The following is a 23,675-nucleotide window of genomic DNA, read 5'->3' as shown; positions in this document are numbered from 1 at the left end:
AGATAATTATTAATTTCAAATATATTATGATGTAGCAATAGATGTATGACATCTTTGGTAACAGTATAGAAAAATAAATAAAGATAGGAGAAATAAATATATGACTAACGATATGACTAAGGGGAGTCCTTTGAAAATTTTTATATTTTTTTCCATACCTTTATTAATTGGAAATGTGTTTCAACAATTGTATAGCATGGTTGATACAATTATAGTTGGAAGATTTGTAGGAGTAGATGCACTGGCAGCAGTTGGTTCTACTGGATCCATGTTCTTTTTGGTAAATGGTATGATACTAGGTCTAACTAGTGGATTTGGAGTATTAGTTTCTCAAAAATTCGGTGCAAAAGATGAAGTAGGTGTAAAAAAAGCTGTAGCAAGTAATATTACATTAACATTAATTTCAACTTTTTTTATGACAGCAATAGCTTTAATAGTAAAAAATTCTCTTCTTAGAATGATGAATACACCAGAAAATATTTTTGATAATGCAAATACTTATATAACAATAATTTTTGCAGGATTAATAACTCAGGCTCTTTATAATATGGCTGCAGGAATACTTAGAGCTTTAGGGGATAGTAAAACGCCACTGTATTTTTTAATGATTTCATCTATTCTTAATGTTATTTTAGATTTGGTATTTATAATTAATTTTAAAATGGGTGTATCAGGAGCAGCTCATGCTACTAACATTGCACAAGGATTTTCAGCAGTGTTATGTTTAATTTATAGCTATAAAAAGTTCCAAGTATTAAGACTTAAAAAAGAAGATTTTAAAGTTGAGTCACACTATTATACAAAGCATTTAAAGATTGGTATACCTATGGGGTTACAATTTTCAGTAACAGCTGTTGGAATCATAATAGTTCAAAGCGCTATAAACGTATTTGGATCAATAGTAATAGCATCTTATACAGCATCATCAAAGGTACTTCAACTTGTTATGCAACCATCAATTTCATTTGGGGTGACAATAGCAACTTATGCAGGACAAAACTTAGGTGCTGGTAGGTTTGATAGAATTAAAAATGGTATGAAGATAATGAATAAAGTATCAATAGTTACTAGCTTAATAGCAGGTGCTGTTCTTATATTCCTTGGGAAATATTTTGTAACTTTATTTATGGAAAATCCAACACCTGAGATATTTAGCTATGCTCAACAAGTATTTAATTACTCTGCAGTATTCTTTATACCACTAGGATTTATATTTGTATATAGAAATGTACTGCAAGGTATGGGAGAATCTTTTGTACCTATGATGGCAGGTGTTTATGAGCTAGTGGCAAGAAGTATAGTGGCATTTACATTACCAAAGTTTATAGGATTTACAGGTATTTGTTTATCAGATCCTGTAGCTTGGATAGCAGCAGCTGTGCCACTTATTATAACTTATTATAGAAAAATGAAAAAAATAGAAAATAAAGAAGGTATTGCTTAATAAGCAATACCTTCTTTATTTTTAAAATATGTTTTTATTTTTATGATTTAATTATTTAGCAGAAATGGATTTTATAGAACTATAAGAGCTATAAACTTTCTTGCTATTTACTATTTTGTATGCTCTTACTTTATAGTAATAAGTTTTATTTTTAGTTAGATTTGTATGGATATAACTTAAGTTGATTGTAGTTATTTTTGAATAATTTTCATTTTTACTAGTTAATCTGTATACTTCATATCCTTCGGCGCCAGAAATTTTGTTCCATGAAACTTTTATGCTTTTACTTTTTGGCGTTGATAATTTTACTGAAGGTGTAGATAATTTTGTTTCTTCGTTTATTACGTTTGAATAATAGCTATAGTATTTTTCTTTCTTTGAAGTTTTAAATGATTTTATTTTATAATAATATTTCTTATTACTAGATAAACTAGAGTCAGTATAGCTTAAAGTGGAATTTTTAGTGATATCTTTTATTTTAGTGTAAGTACCATTTTTACTATTAGATCTATAAATTCTATATCCATCTGCATTTGAAACTTTTGACCAACTTAATTTTATACTTGAAGAAGTAGTACTTGAAATTTTAGTGTTGGTTACAGTTTTAGGAACAATTTTAAATGTGATTTTTTTTGTTCCTGTGTAATTACCCTTACCTTTTATAGTGGCAGTTGCAGTTCCTATAGATGTATTATCTTCAAATGATACAGTATAATCTTTGTTTTTTACTAAGGCTTTATTATTGTACTTTATGCTTATATTGGGTGATATTTTGCTGCCTGTATATTTTTGATTTGAAATAGAATCTATAGTAGTTTTTGAAATGTTTATAGGATTACTTTTATAGTAGTAGTTTAAGTCTACATTACCACTTATACCATCGACTTTTCCGCTTTGGCTATATTGCCACATGATATATTTACCCCAATAATTGCATTTATCACTATATTGAGCTATCCAAAAATCGTAATAATTTCTTAGATTATCACTAAGATAAAATTTTGATACGGTTTTGTTTGTATATATACCACATTTGTATCCATTTGATTTTAATTTAGACAAAAATGTTTCACAAATATTAGATACTGAACTAAGACTAAGATTAACTTTATTATCTTGTGCCGATTTTATAGTATATTCTTCATAGTCAAAGAAAACAGGAAAAGATAATTCATTTTTGTAAGGTGAAATTACTTCAATGCATTTTTGAGCTTCATCTTTTACACTATTAACAGTATAAGCATTGGAAAACCAATAAATACCAACTTCTATTCCAGCATTTAAAGCACCCTCTATATTTGCTTTAAACTTAATGTCTTCTGTCGTTCCGTTTCCAGCACGAATAATAGCAAATTTAACACCTGAATTTTTTACTTTTTCCCAGTCAATATCTCCTTGATGATAACTTACGTCGATTCCTTTTATGGCAGTGCTATTGCTAGGTTGATAAGGTTTACCTTCATTTGGTAATTTGACATAGTCTGCAGAAACATATCCAGAACTATTGGAATAAGATATTTTATACCAAGGATCAGTTACTACGTTAGAACCATTTATTTTCGTGATTCTAGAAATACTATCTAATATATTTACTGAACCTCCATGCTTAATAGAGCCTATTTTTGAAGCAGAAGTGGAAGGCTTAGATCTTACACTTAGCTCCTTAACAGCTGTAGATGAAACGTCGACATATCCTTTAGCAAGTATAGAATTCTCTGCAGCAAAAGTATAACTTGAATTTTGAAAGCTACAAAAACAAATTATACTAGCTAGAAAAATAGCTAAAAATTTTTTTATTAAATTCCTCATAAATTTATCCCCTCATTATAAAATTACATAGTTTTACAAATATGTATAAATATATTATATATGAATAAATACTTAAGAGAAATAATTGTATTAAAAGAAAAAATATTTTAATAAAAAAACTTGACTATGAATATAAATGTGATATTATAGGATTTAAAAAATATTTGATAGTTGGGAGAGTATTATGTACATTAGTGAATTAATAGACAGATCAATGAAAAATAAAAATCCAGATTTAGTATTAAAGAATGCAAATATAGTTAATGTATTTACACATGAAATTGTGACTGGGGATGTTGCAGTACATGATGGCATAATAGTAGGAATTGGAGAATATACAGGAGATACTAATATAGACTTAAAAGGGAAATATATAGCATCGGGGCTTATAGATTCCCACGTTCACATTGAGTCATCTATGTTATCACCAGGTGAGTTTTCAAAAGCTATAGTACCAAGAGGAACTACTACAATAATCACAGACCCGCACGAGATAGCTAATGTTTGTGGTCTTGATGGAATAGAATATATATTAAATTCAAGTGAAGAATTACCTTTAAATACATATGTGATGCTACCTTCATGTGTGCCAGCAACTAATTTTGAAAATTCAGGAGCAGTTCTTAAGGCTGATGATTTGGAAAAATATATAAATCATCCAAGGGTTTTAGGTTTAGGTGAGATGATGAATTACCCTGGTGTTATATATAAAGATAAAGTTGTAATGGATAAGTTAAATTTAGCTTATAAAAATAAAAAAAGTGTAGATGGGCATGCTCCTCGTATAAATGGAGAAGGCTTAAATGCATATGTTTTAAGTGGAGTAAACACAGATCATGAATGTACAACAGAAGAAGAAATGTTAGAAAAATTAAGACTAGGTATGTATGTTATGATAAGGGAAGGTTCTGCAACTAAAGACCTTAAAAATCTTATAAACGGAGTTAATCAATATAACTATCAAAGAATTTTATTATGCACGGATGATAAACACCCAGAAGATTTATTAAAAGAAGGTCATATAGACTACAATGTTAAATTATCAATAAAAAATGGAATAGACCCAATAACAGCAATACAAATGGCAACTATAAATCCAGCAAACTGTTACAATTTAAAAGATGTAGGAGCAATAGCTCCAGGATATAAGGCAGATATAATCGTATTTGATAACTTAGAAAAATTTAATATAGAAGAAGTTTATAAAGATGGAAAGTTAGTAGGAAAAGAAAAAATGCCTTTATTCACAACTAAAGAAAAAGACATTTCTAAAGTATTAAAAACTGTTCATCTTTCAAAAATTGATATAGAAGACATACAAATATATTTTGAAAAGGAAGATGGAGAAGAAGAAGTAAATATTATTTCATTAAAACCTCATAGTTTGATAACTGAAAAATCAAAGGCTAAAGTTAATATTGTTCAGAATAAGTTTGAATATGACAATGAAAAAGATATATTAAAGTTAGCAGTAATAGAAAGACATAAAAATACAGGAAATATAGGTATAGGTCTAGTAGAAAGCTTCAAATTAAAAAATGGAGCTATAGCAACGACTATATCTCATGACTCTCATAATATTATAGTTGTTGGGGATAATGATGAAGATATAGTTAATGCTGTGAATAAAGTTATAAGTATGGATGGAGGAATTGCAATATCATCTTCCAATGAAATTTTAGAAAGCTTACCTTTAAATATTGGTGGCTTAATGAGTGATAAAGATATAGAGTATGTTAATTCAAGATTTAGTAAATTGGTAGACATAGCTTATGATTCATTAAAAGTAAGTAAAGATATAGATCCATTTTTGACTTTAGCGTTTTTAGCACTTCCAGTAATCCCTAATATAAAACTTACAGATAAAGGATTATTTGATGTGGAAAATTTTGATTTTATGAGTATAGTATCAAAATAAATTAGAATAAAAAAATAAAAAACATTTGACAATTCTAAATATTGATATTACTATTAATTACAAATAAAAAAATTAATTTAGATAAAAATTAAGAAGAGGAGAAATGGTGTTATGAAAAATTCGAAAATTATAATAAAATTAAATATACAACTTCATCATCACCATCATAGAAGCAAGGGATTGTAAATTATGAAATTTAATTCATAGATACAAGCCCTTTTAGCGTTGTTAAAAAGGCTTGTATCTATGGTGGAATATATATTATAAATATTAACCACATAGGTATTAGCCTATGTGGTTTTTTTATTGCAATAATTAACAAAGAAAAAATTAAATTATTAGGAGGAAAAAGAAATGAAAAAAGTATTAAAAAAATTAACAATGGGATTAGCAGTTTTAGTAATTATGATAGGGATAGTAGGATGTAATAAAAAGAATGTAGATTCAAATGATAATGAAATAGTAATAGGGTATGATAATACATATTTTCCTATGGGATATTTAGATGATAATGGAAATATAGTAGGCTTTGATGTGGATTTAGCTGCAGAAACTTTTAAGAGACTAAATATGAATGTAAAATTTCAAAGTATAGACTGGTCAATGAAAGAAACTGAATTAAATTCAGGAAACATAGATGCCATATGGAATGGATATTCATTGACTGAAGAAAGAAAAGAAAAAGTTGCTTATACAGATGCATATATGAAAAATAGTCAGCTTATAGTGACTTTAAAAGACTCAACAATTAAAAATAAAGAAGGCTTAAAAAGTAAAATAGTAGGGACTCAACAAGGATCAGCAGGGCTAGAAGCTTTAGAAAAGGATACAGAAATATTAAATAGCTTAAATGGAGCACCAATTTTATATGATACTTTCGATAAGGTTTTTAGAGATTTAGAAGCAGGGAGAATAGACGCCATAGTTGGAGATGAAACTTTAGTTAAATACTATATAAGTAAAAAAGGTGAAGAAAAATATAAAATTTTAGATGATAATTTCGGAACTGAAGACTATGTTGTTGCATTTAGAAAAGATGATGCCCAGCTTCGAGATAAGGTGAATAAGACAATAAATGAAATAAAAGAAGATAAAACTTTTGATGAAATTTATAACAAATGGTTTGGAAAATCTGAGTAAGATATAAAAATTAAGGAAAAAAGCAAGGAGGAAATTTTATAATGTTAGAAGGATTAAAAATTACATTATCAGTGTTTTTTATAACCTTGATAATATCAGTACCACTTGGAATTATGATAGCTTTTTTAAGATTATCTAAAAATAAAATAATAAGCAAGATAGCAAATTTTTATATATTAATTATGAGAGGAACACCATTATTATTACAACTTGTATTTGTATTTTTCGGTCTTCCTTTAATGGGAATAATATTTGATAGATTTGATGCAGTAATCGTAGCATTTTCACTAAACTATGCAGCTTACTTTGCTGAAATATTTAGAGGTGGAATTCAATCTATAGACAAAGGTCAATATGAAGGTGCTTTTGTACTAGGATTTAGTAAATTTGAAATGTACAGAAAAATAATCTTCCCACAAGTTATAAAAAGAGTATTACCTGCCATGTCAAATGAAGTAATAACTTTAATTAAAGACACTGCTATAGTTTATGCCATAGGATTAAACGATATATTGAGAATTGCTCAAATAGCACAAAATCAACAGGCAAGTATAGTGCCTTTAATAGAAGCTGGAGGAGTGTATTTAGTTTTAATTGGAATTTTAACAATTATGTTCAAAAAAATTGAAAACAAATATGCTTATTATAGATAAAAAGATGGGAGAAAAAATATGTTACAAGTAAAAAATTTAAATAAATCCTTTGGAGATAATAAAGTACTAGATAATATAAGTTTTGAAGTAAATAGTGGGGAAGTATGTGTACTTTTGGGAAAATCAGGTGTAGGAAAAACTACAATTCTTAGATGTATAAATGGTCTTGAAGATTTTGATGAAGGAGAAATAATAGTAGATAATTGTGTAATGAAGGATAAAAGTCATATATCGAAAAATAGAGATAAAATAGGAATGGTATTTCAAAATTTTAATTTATTTCCACATATGTCGGTTTTAGAAAATATAATATCAGCACCAATAAATGTATTGAAAAAGTCAAAGGAAGAGGCAACTAAAGAAGCAAAAGAAATTTTAAAAATGGTAGATTTAGAAGACAAAATAAATGCTTATCCTTATGAGTTATCTGGAGGACAATGTCAAAGAGTTGCCATAGCGAGAGCTTGTGCATTAACACCAAAAATCCTTTGTTTTGATGAGCCAACATCAGCCTTAGATGTGGATTCAATAGAAAAAGTTTCAAAAATAATAAGAGATTTAAAGTCCAAAGGCATGGCAATTTTGATAATAACTCATGATATAGGATTCGCTAATAATATTAAAGACAAAATAATAAAAATAGGAGGCTAACATTAAAAACAAATAAAAGTATAAAAATTAAATTATATAATTTACTTTAAAAAAGGATAGTGTTACTATAATTATCAAATTAAAAAATAAATATCTCTTATCTAGAGTGGTGGAGGGACTGGCCCTATGAAACCCGGCAACCAGTATATTTTTATATACACGGTGCTAAATCCTGCAGTATATTTACTGAAAGATAAGTATAAATTCGCTATTAAAACTTGAGTTTATACTCAAGTTTTTTTGTTTTATATGAATGAAATTTCAAGTAATGGAGGAGCTATAGAGATTTTTATTTTACTACAAATTTAAGGGGGAACATTATTATGAAATTAAAAAGATTATTAAACATAGCACTAAGTGCAGTGCTATGCGCATCATTAGTTGGATGCTCAAATTCATCACCTGAATCTAAGGATGATAAAACAATTAAAGTAGGGGCTACATTAGTTCCAGGTGGAGAATTATTAGAAGAGTTAAAACCACTTATAGAAGAAAAAGGATATGAGTTAGAAGTTGTAACGTTTAATGATTATGTACTACCTAATGAATCATTAAATAATGGAGAAATCGATGCAAATTTATTTCAACATAAGCCTTATTTAGATGAGGCAGTAAAAAGTAAGGGGTATAAAATAATGGCAGGATCTAAACTATATATTTGTCCAGGAGTATTATATTCTAAGAAAATAAATTCTATTGACGAATTTAAAAGTGGAGACAAGATTGCCATAAGTGATAATGCTTCCTCAGCATCAAAGTCTTTAAGATATTTGGAGAGTGAAGGGTTAATAACTTTAAGAGAAGGTGATATAGTTGGAGTTAATGATATTACTAAAAATCTAAAAAATTTAGAATTTGTTCAATTAGATGTGGCTCAAATACCGCCATCATTAGAAGATGTTACAGCTGGGTTTGTGGATACAACTTATGCCATACCTGCAGGACTTAGTGCAAAGGAAGATGGAATTTATACAGCACCGATAAATGATGAATATGCTAATTTACTTGCATATAGAATAGAAGACAAGAATAGTGAAAAAATAAAAGTGCTAGAAGAAGTTCTTACATCTGATAGATGTAGAGAACTTATAGAATCTAAATATAATGGAATTGTAATACCTGTATTTTAAAGTAAACATAGTTGTCTAAATGAGACATATAAAATAATAAATTTCCATGAAATTTGCACCGTAATTAATGTTAAAATTATCATGATTGAATAGAAATTTTAACATGGTATAATATAAATGTATTAATAGAATCAAATAACTTGGAGGACAATATGGCAGGCAATATATTTGGAAAAATGGCAGCAGACACATTAGGTTTATCTGATATAGGCAAGATAATAGATCCAAAGGACTTTAACAAAGTTGATGGAGATGATTATATAATGAACGAAGATGGTGAGAAAATCTACTTTGTTATAAAATCAAAATCAGATGAGTATGTGTTTACAAATAGAGGATTAATACATGTGGATGGTGCATCTGCTGTGAGTAAAAAAAGAGTAGTAAAAAGACATGAGTTTCGTAGTGAAAATGTTCATTCGGTAACGCTAGAAACGGCAGGAACAGTAGATTTAGACGTGGAAATAAAATTTAGCTTTGCAGACGATTATTTCAGTATAGATGTTGATAAAAAACAAATAGAACAATTAAAAGATTTATATAAAGCTTTATTTGAAATTGGGAAAATACAACATAAAAATAGACAGTCTTATGAATATGGAATGAAAAGCTTAGACATGGCCAATGATGCTGTAAGTAGATCTCGTATGGAGGGTAATACTGCCAATATGATAGAAGAAATTACTAAATTTAATTTTAGTTGGATGAGTGATATAAGAGAGAATTATAATAATAAAGATTTCGGATATATTTTTGAAAAATATATAAATAATTAATAAGAGCTAAAAAGGTAGAAGTAATCTAAAATATTATAGAGTGAAATTTAAAATGATATAGGGGAATTACTCCTCTATATCATTAATATATTCTATGAAATACTGAACTAAAGTGGGATCAAATTGTGTCCCAGAACATCTTTGAAGTTCTTTTATAGCTTCATTTTTACTCTTTGTATTTTTATAAGGCCTATTATTAGTCATAACATCAAAAGAATCAGCAATATTAATTATTCTAGATACTAAAGGGATTTCATCTTCTTTCAGTCCGAGAGGATATCCTTTGCCATCCCACCTTTCATGATGTGTAAGAACGCATTTTGCAACAGTATATAGTTCACTAGATGCATTTATAATACGATAGCCCTTTTCTGTATGAGTTTTCATTATTTCAAATTCTTCATTAGTAAGAGAACCTGGTTTTAGTAGTATATCTTCACTAATACCTATTTTACCAATATCATGTAGTCTAGCTACTAGAATTAATTCATCTAGTTCTGAAATTTTAAAGTTTAACTTTTGTCCTAAAGCTAGTGCATATTTAGTTACTCTTTTAGCATGCTCATTAGTTTCTAAGTTTTTTTCTTCTAAACTTTTTAGTAAAGAATCCATAATGGAGCTTTTAATACTTTTGTTATCTAATAATTTATGACGATAAACCTTTTCTTCAGCCTTATTTATGCAATCATAAATATTATCATCAACCTCATCTTTAACTACAGCCCCCAAAGAAATACTAAGTTGCATATATTTATAATCGTATTTTTTACAATCATTTAAAATTTTTTTTATTAATTTATCACATTTTAACTCGTTAGCATTTGGAGCAAGAATAATGAACTCATCTCCGCCCCATCTAAAAACATATCCACTTTCACTGCAAGAAGACTTTAAAACATTAGAAATACTTCTTAATAATTTATCGCCTTCTAAATGACCAAGAGTATCATTAATTAATTTTAATCCATTAACATCACCCATTATTATACCTAGAGGATGATACTTTGTTTTATTAAGTTTTTCTATTTTTTCTTCAAAACTATTTCTGTTATAAAGATCAGTAAGAGTATCTATTTCACTTAAATATCTTAACTTCTCTTCTAAAGTTTTATGTTGAGTTATATCCCTTGATATTCCGACTATACCACGTATATTTCCAGATTCATCAATTATGGGTGTTTTTATGCTTTCCTCAGTTATAATATGACCGTCAGAGTGTTTATAACAATTTTCAAAACTAATTGGTTTTTTAGTTTTTAAAATTTCTTTATCTTGTTTATAGAAGTTCATGGCTCTATGTTTGTTATGCATTAAATCCAAGTCAGTTTTTTCTAATAGGCTGTCATCATCTAATAAATTGCAAATGTGTAGATTTTTAAAGCTATTTAAAAATGCCTTATTATAACCTAGGTATTTAGAATTTTCATCTTTGTAAAATATTGCCTCAGGGAGTGTATCTATAATAGTTCTTAAAATATTCTTTTGATGTATTAATTCTAACTGTTTTTGTTTTTTTTCATCTACATCAATAACTATGCCTGCAACACCTTGTGTTTCTTGTCTTTTATCAAGAATAGGAAATACATAGGTTCTAAAGTATAAATCTTTAATAAGTACTTCAGAAATAGTTACTTTTTTTGTTATTAATGTGTTTTTTAATTGTTCATTATAAATATCAGACTTTTCTTTAGATAATACATCAACAGTTTTTTTTCCAATGACATCACATGCTTTTACGTTATATAGATTTTCATAATGATCATTTATAAAAATTATTTTTGTATCAATGCCTTGTATCCACACAGGATAAGGTATATTTTCTAAAAATAATTTATATATGTCTGTAGAATTAGTATTCTCCATTATATAAGCTCCTTTTGAGTGTATTTTTCGTAAATCATAACAAGAAATATTTTACAATTATTTCATGATTATGTCTATAAATACTATATAAAAAAGGAACTACTAAAACTTTATATAAAGTAGTTCCTTTTAAAATTATCTTTCTTCTAGTATGAACTTATTTATAACATGAGCAACTCCATCTTCATCATTAGAAAGAGTAATATAATCTGCTAAGTCTTTTATTTCTTCTGTAGCATTTCCCATGGCAACTCCAAGTCCTGCATATTCTATCATATGTTTATCATTTTCTGCATCTCCAATACAGATGATTTCATCTTTTTTTATACCAAGTTCTTGAGCAAGGAGCGAAATACCATTACCTTTATTTGCATTTGGATTTAAGAACTCTAAAAATGAAGGAGTACTTCTTACTATAGTATATTTTTCGTAGTATTCTTTAGGGATTTTTCTTATACATTCATCTAATATTTCTGGATGGTCTACCATCATAAATTTAGACATGGCAATGTCTTTTGGAACTTCATCTAATGTAGCAACATTTAAATGAACTCCAGTAAGATGGCATTCAAATACTGTATAATCACTGATATCTTTATTAAAAGTATAAATAGTTTTAGTATCATAAAAATGACTTCTAGATCCAACTTCAAGGCTTAAATTGTATAAATCCATTAAGTCTTCATATTTTAGTGTTAAGTGAGATACAGGATTTTTAGTAAATGTATCTTGAACTAAAGCACCATTGAAAGTAGTAGCATAATCTCCCTCTTCTTTAAGACTTAACTCATCTATGAATTTTTCAACACCTTTTAATGGTCTGCCAGTGCATAAAACCACTTTAACGCCTTTTTCTTTTGCTTCTTTTATAGATTTTTTTACACCTTCTGTAAGTTGGTGTGAACTATTGATTAAAGTTCCATCAATATCTAATGCAATTAATTTGTAATTCATAAATCCTCCTGTTGCATGTTAAAAATGTAAATTATCTTTAAATAACTATATTAATAAACTTATATATTAATATTTTTGGATAAGATTAATATTGAAATTTATTAGTAGTAATTTTCAAGGACAATATATAGTTTAAAAGTTTTTATAACTAAATTCAATAAAATTTCATTGGAATAAAATTAATTGTTAAAAAATAAACTATATAAAATATTAATATTAGCATATAAATCATTTTTAGTAATTAAAAATATATAATTTAAAAATTAGAATATAAGTGGTTTTGGAGAGAATTATATATGTTGATTTAATTTTATATATTAATTTGATAAAAATTTAACAAATATATTGACAGGTGAAATAAGATAATTTATTATAAATAGTATAAAAAGTTGTTAAAAATATAACGAAGTTTATTAACATTATAATTATATAGGGGGAGTTTCGAAATGAGTAAAGAAACAAAAAAAGTTAAAGTTGTAAACCAAGAAGTAAATGTTGAAAGCATGATTAATGAATTAGTGGAAAAGGCAACTATAGCTAAAGAAGCTATGTTAAAGTTAGATCAAGAAGCAGCGGATAAGATAGTAGCAGCTATGGCAAAAGCTGGACTTGATAAACACATAGAACTTGCTCAACTTGCAGTAAACGAGACAGGAAGAGGAATATTTGAAGATAAGGTAACAAAAAATATTTTTGCTACAGAATATATATATAACAGTATAAAATACAAAAAGACAGTTGGAGTAATAGAAGAAAATGATGAAGAAGGATACATGATGGTGGCTGAGCCAATAGGTGTAGTAGCTGGGGTAACTCCTGTTACAAATCCAACTTCAACAACAATGTTTAAAACTTTAATATCTATGAAGGGGAGAAATCCAATAATATTTAGTTTCCATCCGTCAGCTCAAAAATGTTCTGCTGAAGCAGCTAGAATATTAAGAGATGCAGCTGTAGAAGCAGGAGCTCCAGAAAATTGTGTGCAATGGATAGAAAAACCATCATTAGAAGCATCAAGTGCATTAATGAAGCATAATGGAGTATCATTAATACTTGCAACTGGTGGGCCTGGAATGGTTAAGTCTGCTTACTCTGCAGGAAAGCCAGCACTTGGAGTTGGGGCAGGAAATGTGCCTTGTTTCATAGAAAAATCTTCTGATATAAAACAAGCAGTAAATGATTTAATATTATCTAAATCATTTGATAACGGAATGATATGTGCTTCTGAGCAAGCAGTTATAATAGAAGAATGTATATACGATGAAGTAGTTGCTTTACTTAAGCATTACAACTGTCACTTCGTATATGGAAAAGAAAAAGAATTATTAGAAAAAACAGTTATAAATCCAGAAACTAAAACATTAAATCCTAACATAGTTGGACAAAGTCCATATACTATAGCAAAAATGGCAGGATTTGAAGTTCCGAAAGATGCTAAAATATTAGTAGCTGAAATAGAAGGTGTTGGAATGGATTATCCATTATCAAAAGAAAAATTATCTCCAGTATTAGCTTGTATAAAAGTAAAAAATGCTGAAGAAGGAATACAAAAATGCGTTGAAATGACAGAGTTTGGTGGACTTGGACACTCAGCAGTTATTCATTCAAACAATGATGATGTAATATTAGAATTTTCAAATAGAGTAAGAACAGGAAGACTTTTAGTAAATGCGCCATCTACTCATGGAGCAATAGGAGATATATACAACGTAAATACTCCATCATTAACTTTAGGATGCGGATCAATGGGTAATAACTCAACTACAGATAACGTATCTGCTGTAAACTTAATAAACGTTAAGAAAGTTACTAAAAGGAGAGTTAATATGCAATGGTTCAAAGTTCCTGAAAGAATATATCATGAAGTAGGTTCAATACAATACTTAGAGAAACTACCAAATGTTGAAAGAGTAATGATTGTAACTGATAGAATGATGGTTCAACTTGGATATGCTGATAAATTAGAATATCAATTAAGAAAAAGAAGAAATCCAGTAATGGTAGAAGTATTCGCTGATGTAGAACCAGATCCATCAGTAGACACTGTACTAAATGGTGCTGAAGCAATGAGAAAGTTCCAGCCAGACACAATAATAGCTTTAGGTGGAGGATCTGCAATGGATGCTGCTAAAGGTATGTGGTTATTCTATGAAAATCCAGAAGCAGACTTTGAAGACTTAAGACTTAAATTTGCTGATATAAGAAAAAGAGTTTACAAGTTCCCTAAATTAGGAAGAAAAGCTAAAATGGTAGCTATACCAACTACTTCAGGAACAGGTTCAGAAGTAACTTCATTTGCAGTTATAACTGACAAAGTAAATAATGTTAAATATCCATTAGCTGATTATGAGTTAACTCCAGATGTGGCTATAATAGACCCACAATTTGTAATGTCTGTACCAGCTGCTGTTACTGCAGATACAGGACTTGACGTATTGACTCATGCTGTAGAAGCATATGTATCTATAATGGCAACTGATTATACAGATGCTCTTGCAATGAAAGCTATACAAATGGTATTTGAATATTTACCATTATCATATAAAGGTGGATATACTGCTGAAGGTAGAGAGGCTAGAGAAAAAATGCATAATGCATCTTGTATGGCAGGTATGGCATTTGCCAATGCTTTCTTAGGTGTAAACCACTCATTAGCTCATAAGTTAGGATCTGAGTTCCATATACCACATGGTAGAGCTAATGCAATATTATTACCACACGTAATAGAGTACAATGCACAAATGCCAACTAAATTTGCTGCATTCCCTAAATATAAATCTTTCGTAGCGGATAAGAAATATGCTGAAATAGCAAAAGTTCTTGGATTAAAAGCTAATACAACTGAAGAAGGTGTTAAGAGCTTAGTTGAGGCTATTAGAAATTTAATGAAAGAATTGAATATGCCAATGTCTATAGAAGAATGTGGTATAGAAAAAGAAACTTACTTTGGTTCAATTAAAAAATTAGCTTTAGATGCATTTGACGATCAATGTACTCCAGCTAACCCAAGATTACCATTAGTAACTGAACTACATGAGATATATAAGAATATATATCCAGCTAAAAAAGTATTAAAAGAATCTAAAAAAGAAGAAAAAACATTAGTATAAAAATAGTTTAATTAGTGATTCCTTAAAAATATAACCTTAAAAATTAATATTTTGTGCAATACAAGAGACCTTCTATAAAAAATAGAAGGTCTTTTGTATATGATTTTTACCCAATATTACGTTCAAAATCATCTCATTTTTTATTTATTAATACAAATTATATCACTTAAAAGTTCAATAAGTAAATTTGTATTTTATAATTATTGAATTGATAGAAAATTAAAAAAATTGACAGTATGATATATTTAAGGTTAAAATTAAATTGATAAACTATTAACTTATAATTTTTATATTATAATTGTGTATAATAATATAAAAAATTATATTGTAAAGGAGTGGTAGGATGATAAAATTGATGGTTATAAGCGCTCTTGTAATATTAACTTGCGTCACATCTAGTAAAGTGTTATACAAATTTGGGGTACCCATACTTTTAATCTTTATAATACTTGGCATGGTCTTTGGAGCAGATGGGATATTCGGAATTGATTATAATAATTTTGAATTAACAAAAGATATTTGTACCTTAGCCCTTATATTTATAATGTTTTTTGGTGGGTTTGGTACAAACTGGAAAATGGCAAAGCCTATTGCTATTCCATCCATATTAATGTCAACCATAGGAGTAGTTATAACAGCAGGTCTTACAGGCGCATTTTGTTATGGCGTATTAAAAACTACATGGTTAGAAAGCCTTCTTATAGGTTCTATAGTAGCATCTACAGATGCAGCTTCAGTATTCTCTATACTTCGTTCACAAAAATTAAATTTAAAAGGTTCAATTGCATCTATATTAGAAATTGAAAGTGGGAGTAATGATCCTTTTGCATATATGTTAACTATAATTATACTTTCATTAATGTCTAACAAAGGATATTCAAGTATAGTACCAATGCTATTTAGTCAGATTGTAGTAGGGATTATATTAGCTATCCTATTATCAAAATTAACTATATATCTATTGAGACATATAAACTTTGAAATAGATGGATTTTATCCTATATTTGTAACAGCTATTGCAGTGTTATCTTATGGATTAAGTGAGTTATTTGGTGGAAATGGTTATTTAAGTGCATATATAACAGGAATAATAATTGGGAATAGTAAAATTCCTCACAAAAAAAGTATATTTGAATTTTTTGATAGCATATCATGGCTTATGCAAATAATATTATTTTTCTTATTAGGATTATTATCTTATCCATCCCAAATGTCTGATATAATGGTACAAGGAATTGCAATATCTCTATTTATGATATTTATAGCAAGACCTATAGCTACATTTAGTATTTTAAGCTGGTTCAAAATACCTTTCAAACAGCAGATATTTATATCTTGGGTAGGTCTTAGAGGAGCTGCATCCATAGCTTTTGCCATATTTGCAATAACTTATGGAGTTCCAATTAATAGTGATATATTTCACATTATATTCTTTATAGCATTATTCTCTGTTGGAGTACAAGGAACTCTTATACCTAAAATTGCATTAAAATTAGATTTAATAGATGATGAATCTTCAGTTTTCAAAACCTTTAATGACTATAAAGAAGATAAAAGCACAAAGCTAATAGAAATATCAATTACTGAAGATAGTAATTTGGCAAATAAAACTATTATGGATAGTAATATACCAGAAGATATTCTTATAGTAATGATAAAACGAGAAGGAGATGTATTTGTTCCGAATGGTACTACAAAAATACTTCCTGGAGATATACTAGTTGTAACAGGAAATAATTTTGATAAATTGAGAATGTATCAAGAAGGAAAGAGTACAAAACTTATGGAAATATGTGTGGGAGCTACAAGTAATTTTGCAAATAAATCAATTGCAGAGGCAGATATACCAGATGAGATTCTTGTAGCGATGATAAAGAGAAAAGGAGAAATAGTTATTCCAAATGGTTCTACAGAGATACTTCCTAATGATATATTAGTAATAACAGGAACTGATATTAGTGATATAGATAAATTAGATATTGTTAATCATTAAGTATAAATTGACAAGTCTGAAAATTAAAATTAATGAATAAATGAGGAAATTTTAAACTATGACAAAAAATATAAACATACAAGAAGAACTTGAAGAAGTGCTCTTAACATATGAAAAACCATCGAGATATTTTACAGGTTTAAAAGAGGATAATAATTTGGATATAAAATTTCCTGAAATAGGTGATTTGGTAGGGGTAATTCAATCTCCTGTACATCATCCAGAAGGTGATGTATTTAATCACACTATGATGGTTGTAGATGAGGCTGCAAAGTTAAAGAATAAAGCTAAAAATCCAATTGGATTTATGTATTCAGCTTTATGTCATGATTTTGGAAAAGTGATTACAACTACAACGAAAGAAGATGGAAAAATAATTTCTTATAATCATGAAAGAGCTGGATTAAAATTAGTTAGGACATTTTTAAATAGAACAATTAGAAAAGAAGAGAATGAATTTAGAGATTATATATTAAACATGGTGGAACTCCACATGCAACCAAATCAACTGGCAAATCAAAATAGCAGGTTGAAAAGTACTAGAAAGTTATTTAATAAGTCAGTTTGTCCACAAGATTTGATACTATTGGCAAAGGCAGACGCCCTTGGAAGATCAGTAAATGAAGATTACTCATTTAAAGAAGCTTATCTAAAAAATGCATTAAAGGATTTTCAAGAGCTAGAATAATTATAATATTAAAAAAGAAAAAAATTACAAATTAATATAAATATATCTTAAAAGTCTGTTTTATAAAAAATATAACAGACTTTTTTGTTTATAAAAAGTTATAAAATTAAAAAGTATATACAAAAGTGTTAAATTAAATTTAAAATATTAAAATATAATTGACAAAATTGGAATGAGCTATTACTATTTAATTAATAAAATTTAATTAATTAAAAATAATTAAACACAGTTGAGTATGCTTATAATAAAATAGTTTAATTGCTTTTTCAGATATTAAAAATATTTTAAGGGGGAAATGATTATGTTAAAAACAACAAAAATAACTGACCCAGAATTATATTCAATAGTAGAAAAAGAATTAGAAAGACAAAAATACAATATAGAAATGATAGCATCTGAAAGCTCTGCACCAACAGAAATATTAGAACTTATGGGAAGTGTATTTGTAAATAAAACAGAGGAAGGTCTTCCAGGGAAAAGATATCAAGCAGGTTCACAATATGCTGATGAGGTAGAAAACTTATGTATTGAGAGGGCTAAAGAAGCCTTTGGTTGTGAATATGTAAATGTTCAAGCTTATTCAGGAGCAACTGCGAACTATACGGTATTTAATGCTGTACTTGACCCAGGAGACAAAATACTTGCAATGAGGTTAGATCACGGTGGACATTTAACTCATGGTTCACCAGCAAACTTTGTAAGTAAAATATTTAATTATGAGCACTATGGTGTAGATTTAAAAAATGAAACAATAGATTATGATGAAGTAGAAGCTAAAGCATTAGAGTTTAAACCTAAGATGATAATAGCTGGAGCTAGTGCTTATCCTAGACTAATAGATTACAAAAGAATGAGAGAAATAGCTGATAAAGTAGGAGCGTATTTAATGGTAGATATGGCCCATATATCAGGACTTATAGGAGCTGGTGTAATTCCTTCACCTATACCTTATGCAGATTTCTGTACATCTTCTTGCTCAAAAACAATTTGTGGTCCTAGAGGCGGATTTGTAATGTGTAAAGAAAAATATGCAAAGGCATTAAATAGATCAACTTTCCCTGGAACACTTGGTTCTATACAAATAAATGGTATTGCAGCAAAAGCAAATATGTTTAAGAGAGTAATAGAGCCAGAGTTTATTGCCACGATGGAAAGGGTTTTAGATAATGCTAAATATTTAGCAAAAGAATTGGAAGCGAGAGGATTTAGAATAGTAAGCGGTGGAACTGATAACCATACAGTACTTGTTGATTTAAGAGGTAAAAAAATAACTGGTAAACAGTTTGACCAAGCCCTTGAATCTATAGGTATAACAGTAAATAAAAATACTATTCCCAATGATCCAGAAAGTCCATTTGTTACAAGTGGCGTACGTATAGGGCTTACAGCAGTATCAGAACGTGGATTTGGTCATACTGAAATCACTGAAATAGCTGATATAATGGAAAAAGTTTCAGATAATATAGATAATGAAGATGTTTTAAAAGAATGTAAAAGTCAAGCAAGAAACTTAGTTTCAAAATTCCCATTATACCCAGATGGATATTTTGAAGATTAGAATTAGCCTCTCACAGCAATAGGTATATTTTTATAGATAGATCTTTTGCTTAAATTATTAATATATAACATAAAAATGGTGGGCGTAATATACATGTTCACCATTTTTATATTTAAAGTGATACTAATAAAACAAAACCATTGTATAAAAATAAGTATGTGTTAAATTTAATTTACTAAAATGAATTGTATTTAATGATAAGGTGGAAGATTAAGAGATTGTGGTATAATAAAAAGAAAACAAAGTTTATAGATTATCATATAAATTTTCAAGGAGAATATTAATGAGTGATTTAAATATAGGGGAAAAAATAGCACAATACAGAAAAAGTAAAGGTTTAAGTATAAGAGAGTTAGCAAAAATGGCAGAAGTTACACCATCATTACTAAGTCAGATAGAAAGAGGTTTGGCAAATCCATCGGTTAACTCTTTAAAGTCCATAGCAAATGCATTGAATGCACCATTATTTACATTTTTTACTTCTGAGGTAATAAAAGAAGATTTAATTATAAGAGGAAATAATAGAAAAAAAGTAATACTTCCTGGAGCTGATAATGTTATATATGAGATGCTAGCACCTGGTGTAAGCGATAATTTAGAATTTGCTATTATGGATTTATCACCCAAATCATCATCATGTACTGACTATATTCATCACAATGGATATGAAATTGCCTATGTATTGGAAGGTGAAGTTACCTTACATTTAGATGATGAAAAATTTGAATTAAAGAAAGAGGACAGTGTAAAAATTCCTGTTGGAATGAAACATAGATGGGAAAATAATAGTGATTTAGAATCAAAAATTATATTTGCTGTTTTATTATAAAAATAGATAGCTTTTACGAATTAAAAGGCCTGATTATCATTAATATTGATATCAGGCCTTAATATTTATTTAAATTATTAATAAATTATGTGCATTGATTTTTAATTACAAATTAGTTTTGAAAGATGTGGAAGTAAATATAAGGTATAAATATATAAATAATCAACAAAAATATAACAAATTTAAAAATAATTATATTTGGTGAGGATTAAAATAATGAATAAAGACATAAAAAATACTAAAAATCTAAAAGAAGAAAAAAACATAGAAAATATGATTGATGAATTAGTCAAAAAAGCTAATGTAGCGATGGAAGAGATGTTAAAGTTTGACCAAGAAAAAATAGACAAAATAGTTCAAGCCATGGCAAAGGCAGGCCTTGATAAACATATTGAATTGGCTAAAATGGCTGTGGATGAAACTAATATGGGGATTTTTGAAGATAAGGTAACAAAAAATATTTTTGCAACAGAATATATTTATAACAGTATAAAATACAAAAAGACTGTTGGGATTGTAGAAGAAAATGATGAAGAAGGATATATGATGGTAGCAGAGCCTATAGGAGTAATTGCAGGAGTAACACCTGTTACTAATCCAACATCAACAACCATGTTTAAATCATTAATATCTATAAAATCAAGAAACCCAATAATATTTAGTTTTCATCCATCTGCACAAAAATGCTCATCTGAAGCTGCTAGAATATTAAGAGATGCGGCCATAAAAGAAGGAGCACCAAAAGACTGCATACAATGGATAGAGAAACCATCATTAGAGGCATCTAGTGAGCTTATGAAACATAAGGGTACATCCATAATTTTAGCAACTGGAGGACCTGGAATGGTTAAATCAGCATATTCCTCTGGTAAGCCAGCTCTAGGAGTTGGAGCAGGAAACGTTCCTTGTTTTATTGAAAAATCTTCAGATATTAATCAAGCGGTTAATGATTTAATAATTTCTAAATCCTTTGATAATGGTGTAATATGTGCTTCTGAACAGGCTGTAATAATAGAAGATGAAATATATAAAGATGTTGTTTCCTTAATGAAAAATAATAAATGTTATTTTGTAAATAATGAAGAAAAACAATTACTAGAAAAGACTGTTATAAATGTCGAAACTAAATCATTAAATCCAAAAATAGTAGGTCAAAGTGCTTATACAATAGCACAGATGTCAGGATTTGAAGTGCCAAAAGACACTAAAATATTGGTTGCAGAAATTAGTGGAGTAGGTGAGGACTATCCTTTATCAAAAGAAAAGCTTAGTCCAGTTTTAGCTTGTATAAAGGTGGAAGATGAAGAGGAGGGTATAGATAAATGTGTTGAAATGACCGTGTTTGGAGGTCTTGGACACTCGGCATGTATACATTCAAATAATGATAATGTAATTTCAAAATTTAGTAATAAAGTAAAAACAGGAAGGCTTTTAATAAATACGCCATCAAGTCAAGGAGCAATAGGAGGTATATATAATTCTAATATGCCATCATTAACTTTAGGTTGTGGATCTATGGGAAATAACTCTACTACGGACAATATATCTGCCCTTAATTTAATCAACCTTAAAAGGGTAGCAAAAAGAACTGCCAATATGCAGTGGTTTAAAGTTCCAGAAAGAATTTATCATGAAATGGGTTCTATTCAATATTTGGAAAAATTGCATAATGCAGAAAGAATAATCATAATTACAGATAGAACTATGGAAAATATAGGATACGTAAAGAAAATAGAATACCAATTAAGAAAAAGAAGAAATCCAGTTATTATAGAAAAATTTACAGATGTTGAAGTAGACCCATCTGTAGAAACAGTACTAAATGGAGCGCAGGAAATGATCAAATTTAAACCAGACACAATTATAGCATTAGGCGGAGGTTCAGTAATAGATGCAGCAAAAGGAATGTGGTTATTCTATGAAAATCCACAGGTTAATTTTGAAGATTTAAGACTTAAATTTATGGATATAAGAAAAAGAGTTTATAAGTTCCCTAAATTAGGCAAAAATGCACAACTGGTGGCAATACCAACAACATCAGGAACTGGCTCAGAAGTTACTTCTTTTGCAGTTATAACAGACAAAGAAAATAATATAAAATACCCTTTGGCTGACTATGAATTAACACCAGATGTGGCAATAGTAGATCCTCAGTTTGTTATGAGTTTGCCAAAATCAGTTATTGCTGATACAGGACTAGATGTATTAACTCATGCAATAGAAGCCTATGTTTCTGTAATGGCAACAGATTACACAGATGCCTTGGCTTTAAAAGCCATAGAAATGGTATTTAAATATTTACCAATATCATATAAAGGTGAAGATTCGGCTGAATGTAAAGAAGCTAGAGAAAAAATGCACAATGCTTCATGTATTGCAGGAATGGCATTTGCAAATGCTTTTTTAGGTATAAATCACTCCTTAGCTCATAAACTTGGAGCACAGTTTCATATACCTCATGGAAAAGCAAATGCAATTTTATTGCCTTATGTAATAGAATATAATTCGCAAATACCAAGTAAATTTACAGCATTTCCTAAATATAAATCTTTTGTAGCCAATAAAAAATATTGGGAAATTGCAAAAACACTTGGATTAAAAGCAGAGAGTATTGAAGAGGGCGTTAAAAATTTAATCGAAGAAATAAGAAGATTGATGAGAGAGTTAAATGAACCAATGAGTATTAAAGAGTGTGGCGTAGAAAAAGATGAGTATTTTTCTGTTATAGAAAAATTATCTTTGGAAGCCTTTGATGATCAATGTACTTCTGCCAATCCAAGATCGCCCTTAGTTAGTGAATTAAAAGAAATATATAATAAAATATATTAGAAATAAGAATAATTTTTTTATAATGAGATATAATACTTTTAAAAATATTTATTGACAAATAATATTTATTCGTATAATATTACTATTAATTAGTTAAAAAAAGAATAAAAGCAATGAAGGGAAGAGTAATTATAATACAGAGTCAAAGCGAGCTGGTTATGGTGTGAGTCCAGTACAAAGTATATAATGAAGAACCTCCCAGAGCTACTAACCGAAATCTAATAGAAAGTAGACTTAGTCGGAACCAAGCCGTTACCTACTTGGCAATGTATTATTTAGTACGTTGAATGAGTCGAACTTTTATTAAAGTTAAATTAGGTGGTACCGCGG

At 28.5% G+C, this 23,675-nt stretch carries 16 protein-coding genes, 1 riboswitch and 1 other annotated feature (1 of these 18 only partly in view); of the genes, 13 read left to right on the top strand and 3 right to left on the bottom strand.

Annotated elements, in window-relative coordinates; all coding sequences use genetic code 11:
- Positions 1-100 precede the first annotated feature (100 nt).
- Positions 101-1,444, top strand: a complete 1,344-nt coding sequence (locus K0039_RS04395; protein ID WP_228103817.1) for an MATE family efflux transporter — start codon at positions 101-103, stop codon at positions 1,442-1,444.
- Between the two features lie 51 nt (positions 1,445-1,495).
- Here the strand turns inward: K0039_RS04395 and K0039_RS04390 are convergent, their stop codons facing one another.
- Positions 1,496-3,253 (bottom strand): GH25 family lysozyme, encoded by a 1,758-nt coding sequence (locus tag K0039_RS04390; RefSeq protein ID WP_228103816.1) that lies wholly within the window; start codon positions 3,251-3,253, stop codon positions 1,496-1,498.
- 184 nt (positions 3,254-3,437) lie between these two features.
- On the opposite strand from K0039_RS04390, the gene ade reads away from it, so the two are divergent.
- The 6 genes from ade to K0039_RS04360 all read left to right on the top strand — a co-directional run bounded on the left by ade (position 3,438) and on the right by K0039_RS04360 (position 9,521).
- A complete protein-coding gene (gene ade / locus K0039_RS04385; protein WP_228103815.1) occupies positions 3,438-5,171 on the top strand; it encodes an adenine deaminase in 1,734 nt (577 codons plus the stop codon).
- A gap of 354 nt (positions 5,172-5,525) precedes the next feature.
- Complete coding sequence (locus tag K0039_RS04380) at positions 5,526-6,311, top strand: amino acid ABC transporter substrate-binding protein (RefSeq protein WP_228103814.1); 786 nt, start codon at positions 5,526-5,528, stop codon at positions 6,309-6,311.
- Positions 6,312-6,352: 41 nt separating this feature from the next.
- Positions 6,353-6,964 carry an amino acid ABC transporter permease gene (locus tag K0039_RS04375; protein ID WP_228103813.1) on the top strand — a complete coding sequence of 204 codons (612 nt, stop codon included), beginning with the start codon at positions 6,353-6,355 and terminating at the stop codon, positions 6,962-6,964.
- Between the two features lie 18 nt (positions 6,965-6,982).
- The gene (locus K0039_RS04370) at positions 6,983-7,615 is read left to right on the top strand and encodes an amino acid ABC transporter ATP-binding protein (RefSeq protein ID WP_228103812.1); all 633 of its coding nucleotides are present in this window, start codon (positions 6,983-6,985) and stop codon (positions 7,613-7,615) included.
- A 94-nt stretch (positions 7,616-7,709) separates the two neighbouring features.
- Positions 7,710-7,815, top strand: a riboswitch (SAM riboswitch).
- A gap of 123 nt (positions 7,816-7,938) precedes the next feature.
- The gene (locus K0039_RS04365; RefSeq protein ID WP_228103811.1) at positions 7,939-8,745 is read left to right on the top strand and encodes a MetQ/NlpA family ABC transporter substrate-binding protein; all 807 of its coding nucleotides are present in this window, start codon (positions 7,939-7,941) and stop codon (positions 8,743-8,745) included.
- A 152-nt stretch (positions 8,746-8,897) separates the two neighbouring features.
- Positions 8,898-9,521 carry a PH domain-containing protein gene (locus K0039_RS04360; RefSeq protein ID WP_228103810.1) on the top strand — a complete coding sequence of 208 codons (624 nt, stop codon included), beginning with the start codon at positions 8,898-8,900 and terminating at the stop codon, positions 9,519-9,521.
- A 66-nt stretch (positions 9,522-9,587) separates the two neighbouring features.
- On the opposite strand, the gene K0039_RS04355 is transcribed toward K0039_RS04360, so the two are convergent.
- Together K0039_RS04355 and yidA are read right to left on the bottom strand one after the other, a co-directional pair.
- On the bottom strand, positions 9,588-11,384 hold the full coding sequence (locus tag K0039_RS04355) for a sensor domain-containing diguanylate cyclase/phosphohydrolase (protein ID WP_228103809.1): 1,797 nt from the start codon (positions 11,382-11,384) through the stop codon (positions 9,588-9,590).
- Positions 11,385-11,519: 135 nt separating this feature from the next.
- Positions 11,520-12,338 carry a sugar-phosphatase gene (yidA, locus tag K0039_RS04350; RefSeq protein ID WP_228103808.1) on the bottom strand — a complete coding sequence of 273 codons (819 nt, stop codon included), beginning with the start codon at positions 12,336-12,338 and terminating at the stop codon, positions 11,520-11,522.
- Between the two features lie 446 nt (positions 12,339-12,784).
- On the opposite strand from yidA, the gene adhE (K0039_RS04345) reads away from it, so the two are divergent.
- The 6 genes from adhE (K0039_RS04345) to adhE (K0039_RS04315) all read left to right on the top strand — a co-directional run bounded on the left by adhE (K0039_RS04345) (position 12,785) and on the right by adhE (K0039_RS04315) (position 23,345).
- Entirely contained in the window at positions 12,785-15,448 is a 2,664-nt protein-coding gene (gene adhE / locus K0039_RS04345; protein WP_228103807.1) for a bifunctional acetaldehyde-CoA/alcohol dehydrogenase, read from the top strand.
- Positions 15,449-15,791: 343 nt separating this feature from the next.
- Positions 15,792-17,441 carry a potassium/proton antiporter gene (locus tag K0039_RS04340; RefSeq protein WP_306665633.1) on the top strand — a complete coding sequence of 550 codons (1,650 nt, stop codon included), beginning with the start codon at positions 15,792-15,794 and terminating at the stop codon, positions 17,439-17,441.
- Between the two features lie 58 nt (positions 17,442-17,499).
- Positions 17,500-18,129 (top strand): HD domain-containing protein, encoded by a 630-nt coding sequence (locus tag K0039_RS04330; protein ID WP_228103806.1) that lies wholly within the window; start codon positions 17,500-17,502, stop codon positions 18,127-18,129.
- A 301-nt stretch (positions 18,130-18,430) separates the two neighbouring features.
- Entirely contained in the window at positions 18,431-19,687 is a 1,257-nt protein-coding gene (glyA, locus tag K0039_RS04325) for a serine hydroxymethyltransferase (protein WP_228103805.1), read from the top strand.
- A 283-nt stretch (positions 19,688-19,970) separates the two neighbouring features.
- Positions 19,971-20,516, top strand: coding sequence for a helix-turn-helix domain-containing protein (locus K0039_RS04320; RefSeq protein WP_228103804.1), 546 nt, complete (start codon positions 19,971-19,973; stop codon positions 20,514-20,516).
- Between the two features lie 216 nt (positions 20,517-20,732).
- Positions 20,733-23,345, top strand: a complete 2,613-nt coding sequence (adhE, locus tag K0039_RS04315; protein ID WP_228103803.1) for a bifunctional acetaldehyde-CoA/alcohol dehydrogenase — start codon at positions 20,733-20,735, stop codon at positions 23,343-23,345.
- A 104-nt stretch (positions 23,346-23,449) separates the two neighbouring features.
- Positions 23,450-23,675: a binding site (T-box leader), on the top strand (it continues 23 nt past the right edge of the window).

Origin of the sequence: Terrisporobacter mayombei (assembly GCF_020748465.1) — a bacterium.
Lineage (GTDB): Bacteria > Bacillota > Clostridia > Peptostreptococcales > Peptostreptococcaceae > Terrisporobacter > Terrisporobacter mayombei.
The sequence above is the reverse complement of the archived record's forward strand: the minus strand, read 5'-3'. Positions and strand labels throughout refer to the sequence as shown.

What these genes read in the sequence shown, in the direction of transcription:
- K0039_RS04320 (WP_228103804.1), top strand. Translation starts at nt 19,971, where the DNA reads ATGAGTGATTTAAATATAGGGGAAAAAATAGCACAATACAGAAAAAGT.
- K0039_RS04330 (WP_228103806.1), top strand. Translation starts at nt 17,500, where the DNA reads ATGACAAAAAATATAAACATACAAGAAGAACTTGAAGAAGTGCTCTTA.
- K0039_RS04340 (WP_306665633.1), top strand. Translation starts at nt 15,792, where the DNA reads ATGATAAAATTGATGGTTATAAGCGCTCTTGTAATATTAACTTGCGTC.
- K0039_RS04365 (WP_228103811.1), top strand. Translation starts at nt 7,939, where the DNA reads ATGAAATTAAAAAGATTATTAAACATAGCACTAAGTGCAGTGCTATGC.
- K0039_RS04380 (WP_228103814.1), top strand. Translation starts at nt 5,526, where the DNA reads ATGAAAAAAGTATTAAAAAAATTAACAATGGGATTAGCAGTTTTAGTA.
- K0039_RS04355 (WP_228103809.1), bottom strand. Translation starts at nt 11,384, where the DNA reads ATGGAGAATACTAATTCTACAGACATATATAAATTATTTTTAGAAAAT.
- adhE (WP_228103807.1), top strand. Translation starts at nt 12,785, where the DNA reads ATGAGTAAAGAAACAAAAAAAGTTAAAGTTGTAAACCAAGAAGTAAAT.
- K0039_RS04375 (WP_228103813.1), top strand. Translation starts at nt 6,353, where the DNA reads ATGTTAGAAGGATTAAAAATTACATTATCAGTGTTTTTTATAACCTTG.
- K0039_RS04360 (WP_228103810.1), top strand. Translation starts at nt 8,898, where the DNA reads ATGGCAGGCAATATATTTGGAAAAATGGCAGCAGACACATTAGGTTTA.
- K0039_RS04370 (WP_228103812.1), top strand. Translation starts at nt 6,983, where the DNA reads ATGTTACAAGTAAAAAATTTAAATAAATCCTTTGGAGATAATAAAGTA.
- glyA (WP_228103805.1), top strand. Translation starts at nt 18,431, where the DNA reads ATGTTAAAAACAACAAAAATAACTGACCCAGAATTATATTCAATAGTA.
- K0039_RS04395 (WP_228103817.1), top strand. Translation starts at nt 101, where the DNA reads ATGACTAACGATATGACTAAGGGGAGTCCTTTGAAAATTTTTATATTT.
- ade (WP_228103815.1), top strand. Translation starts at nt 3,438, where the DNA reads ATGTACATTAGTGAATTAATAGACAGATCAATGAAAAATAAAAATCCA.
- adhE (WP_228103803.1), top strand. Translation starts at nt 20,733, where the DNA reads ATGAATAAAGACATAAAAAATACTAAAAATCTAAAAGAAGAAAAAAAC.
- yidA (WP_228103808.1), bottom strand. Translation starts at nt 12,338, where the DNA reads ATGAATTACAAATTAATTGCATTAGATATTGATGGAACTTTAATCAAT.
- K0039_RS04390 (WP_228103816.1), bottom strand. Translation starts at nt 3,253, where the DNA reads ATGAGGAATTTAATAAAAAAATTTTTAGCTATTTTTCTAGCTAGTATA.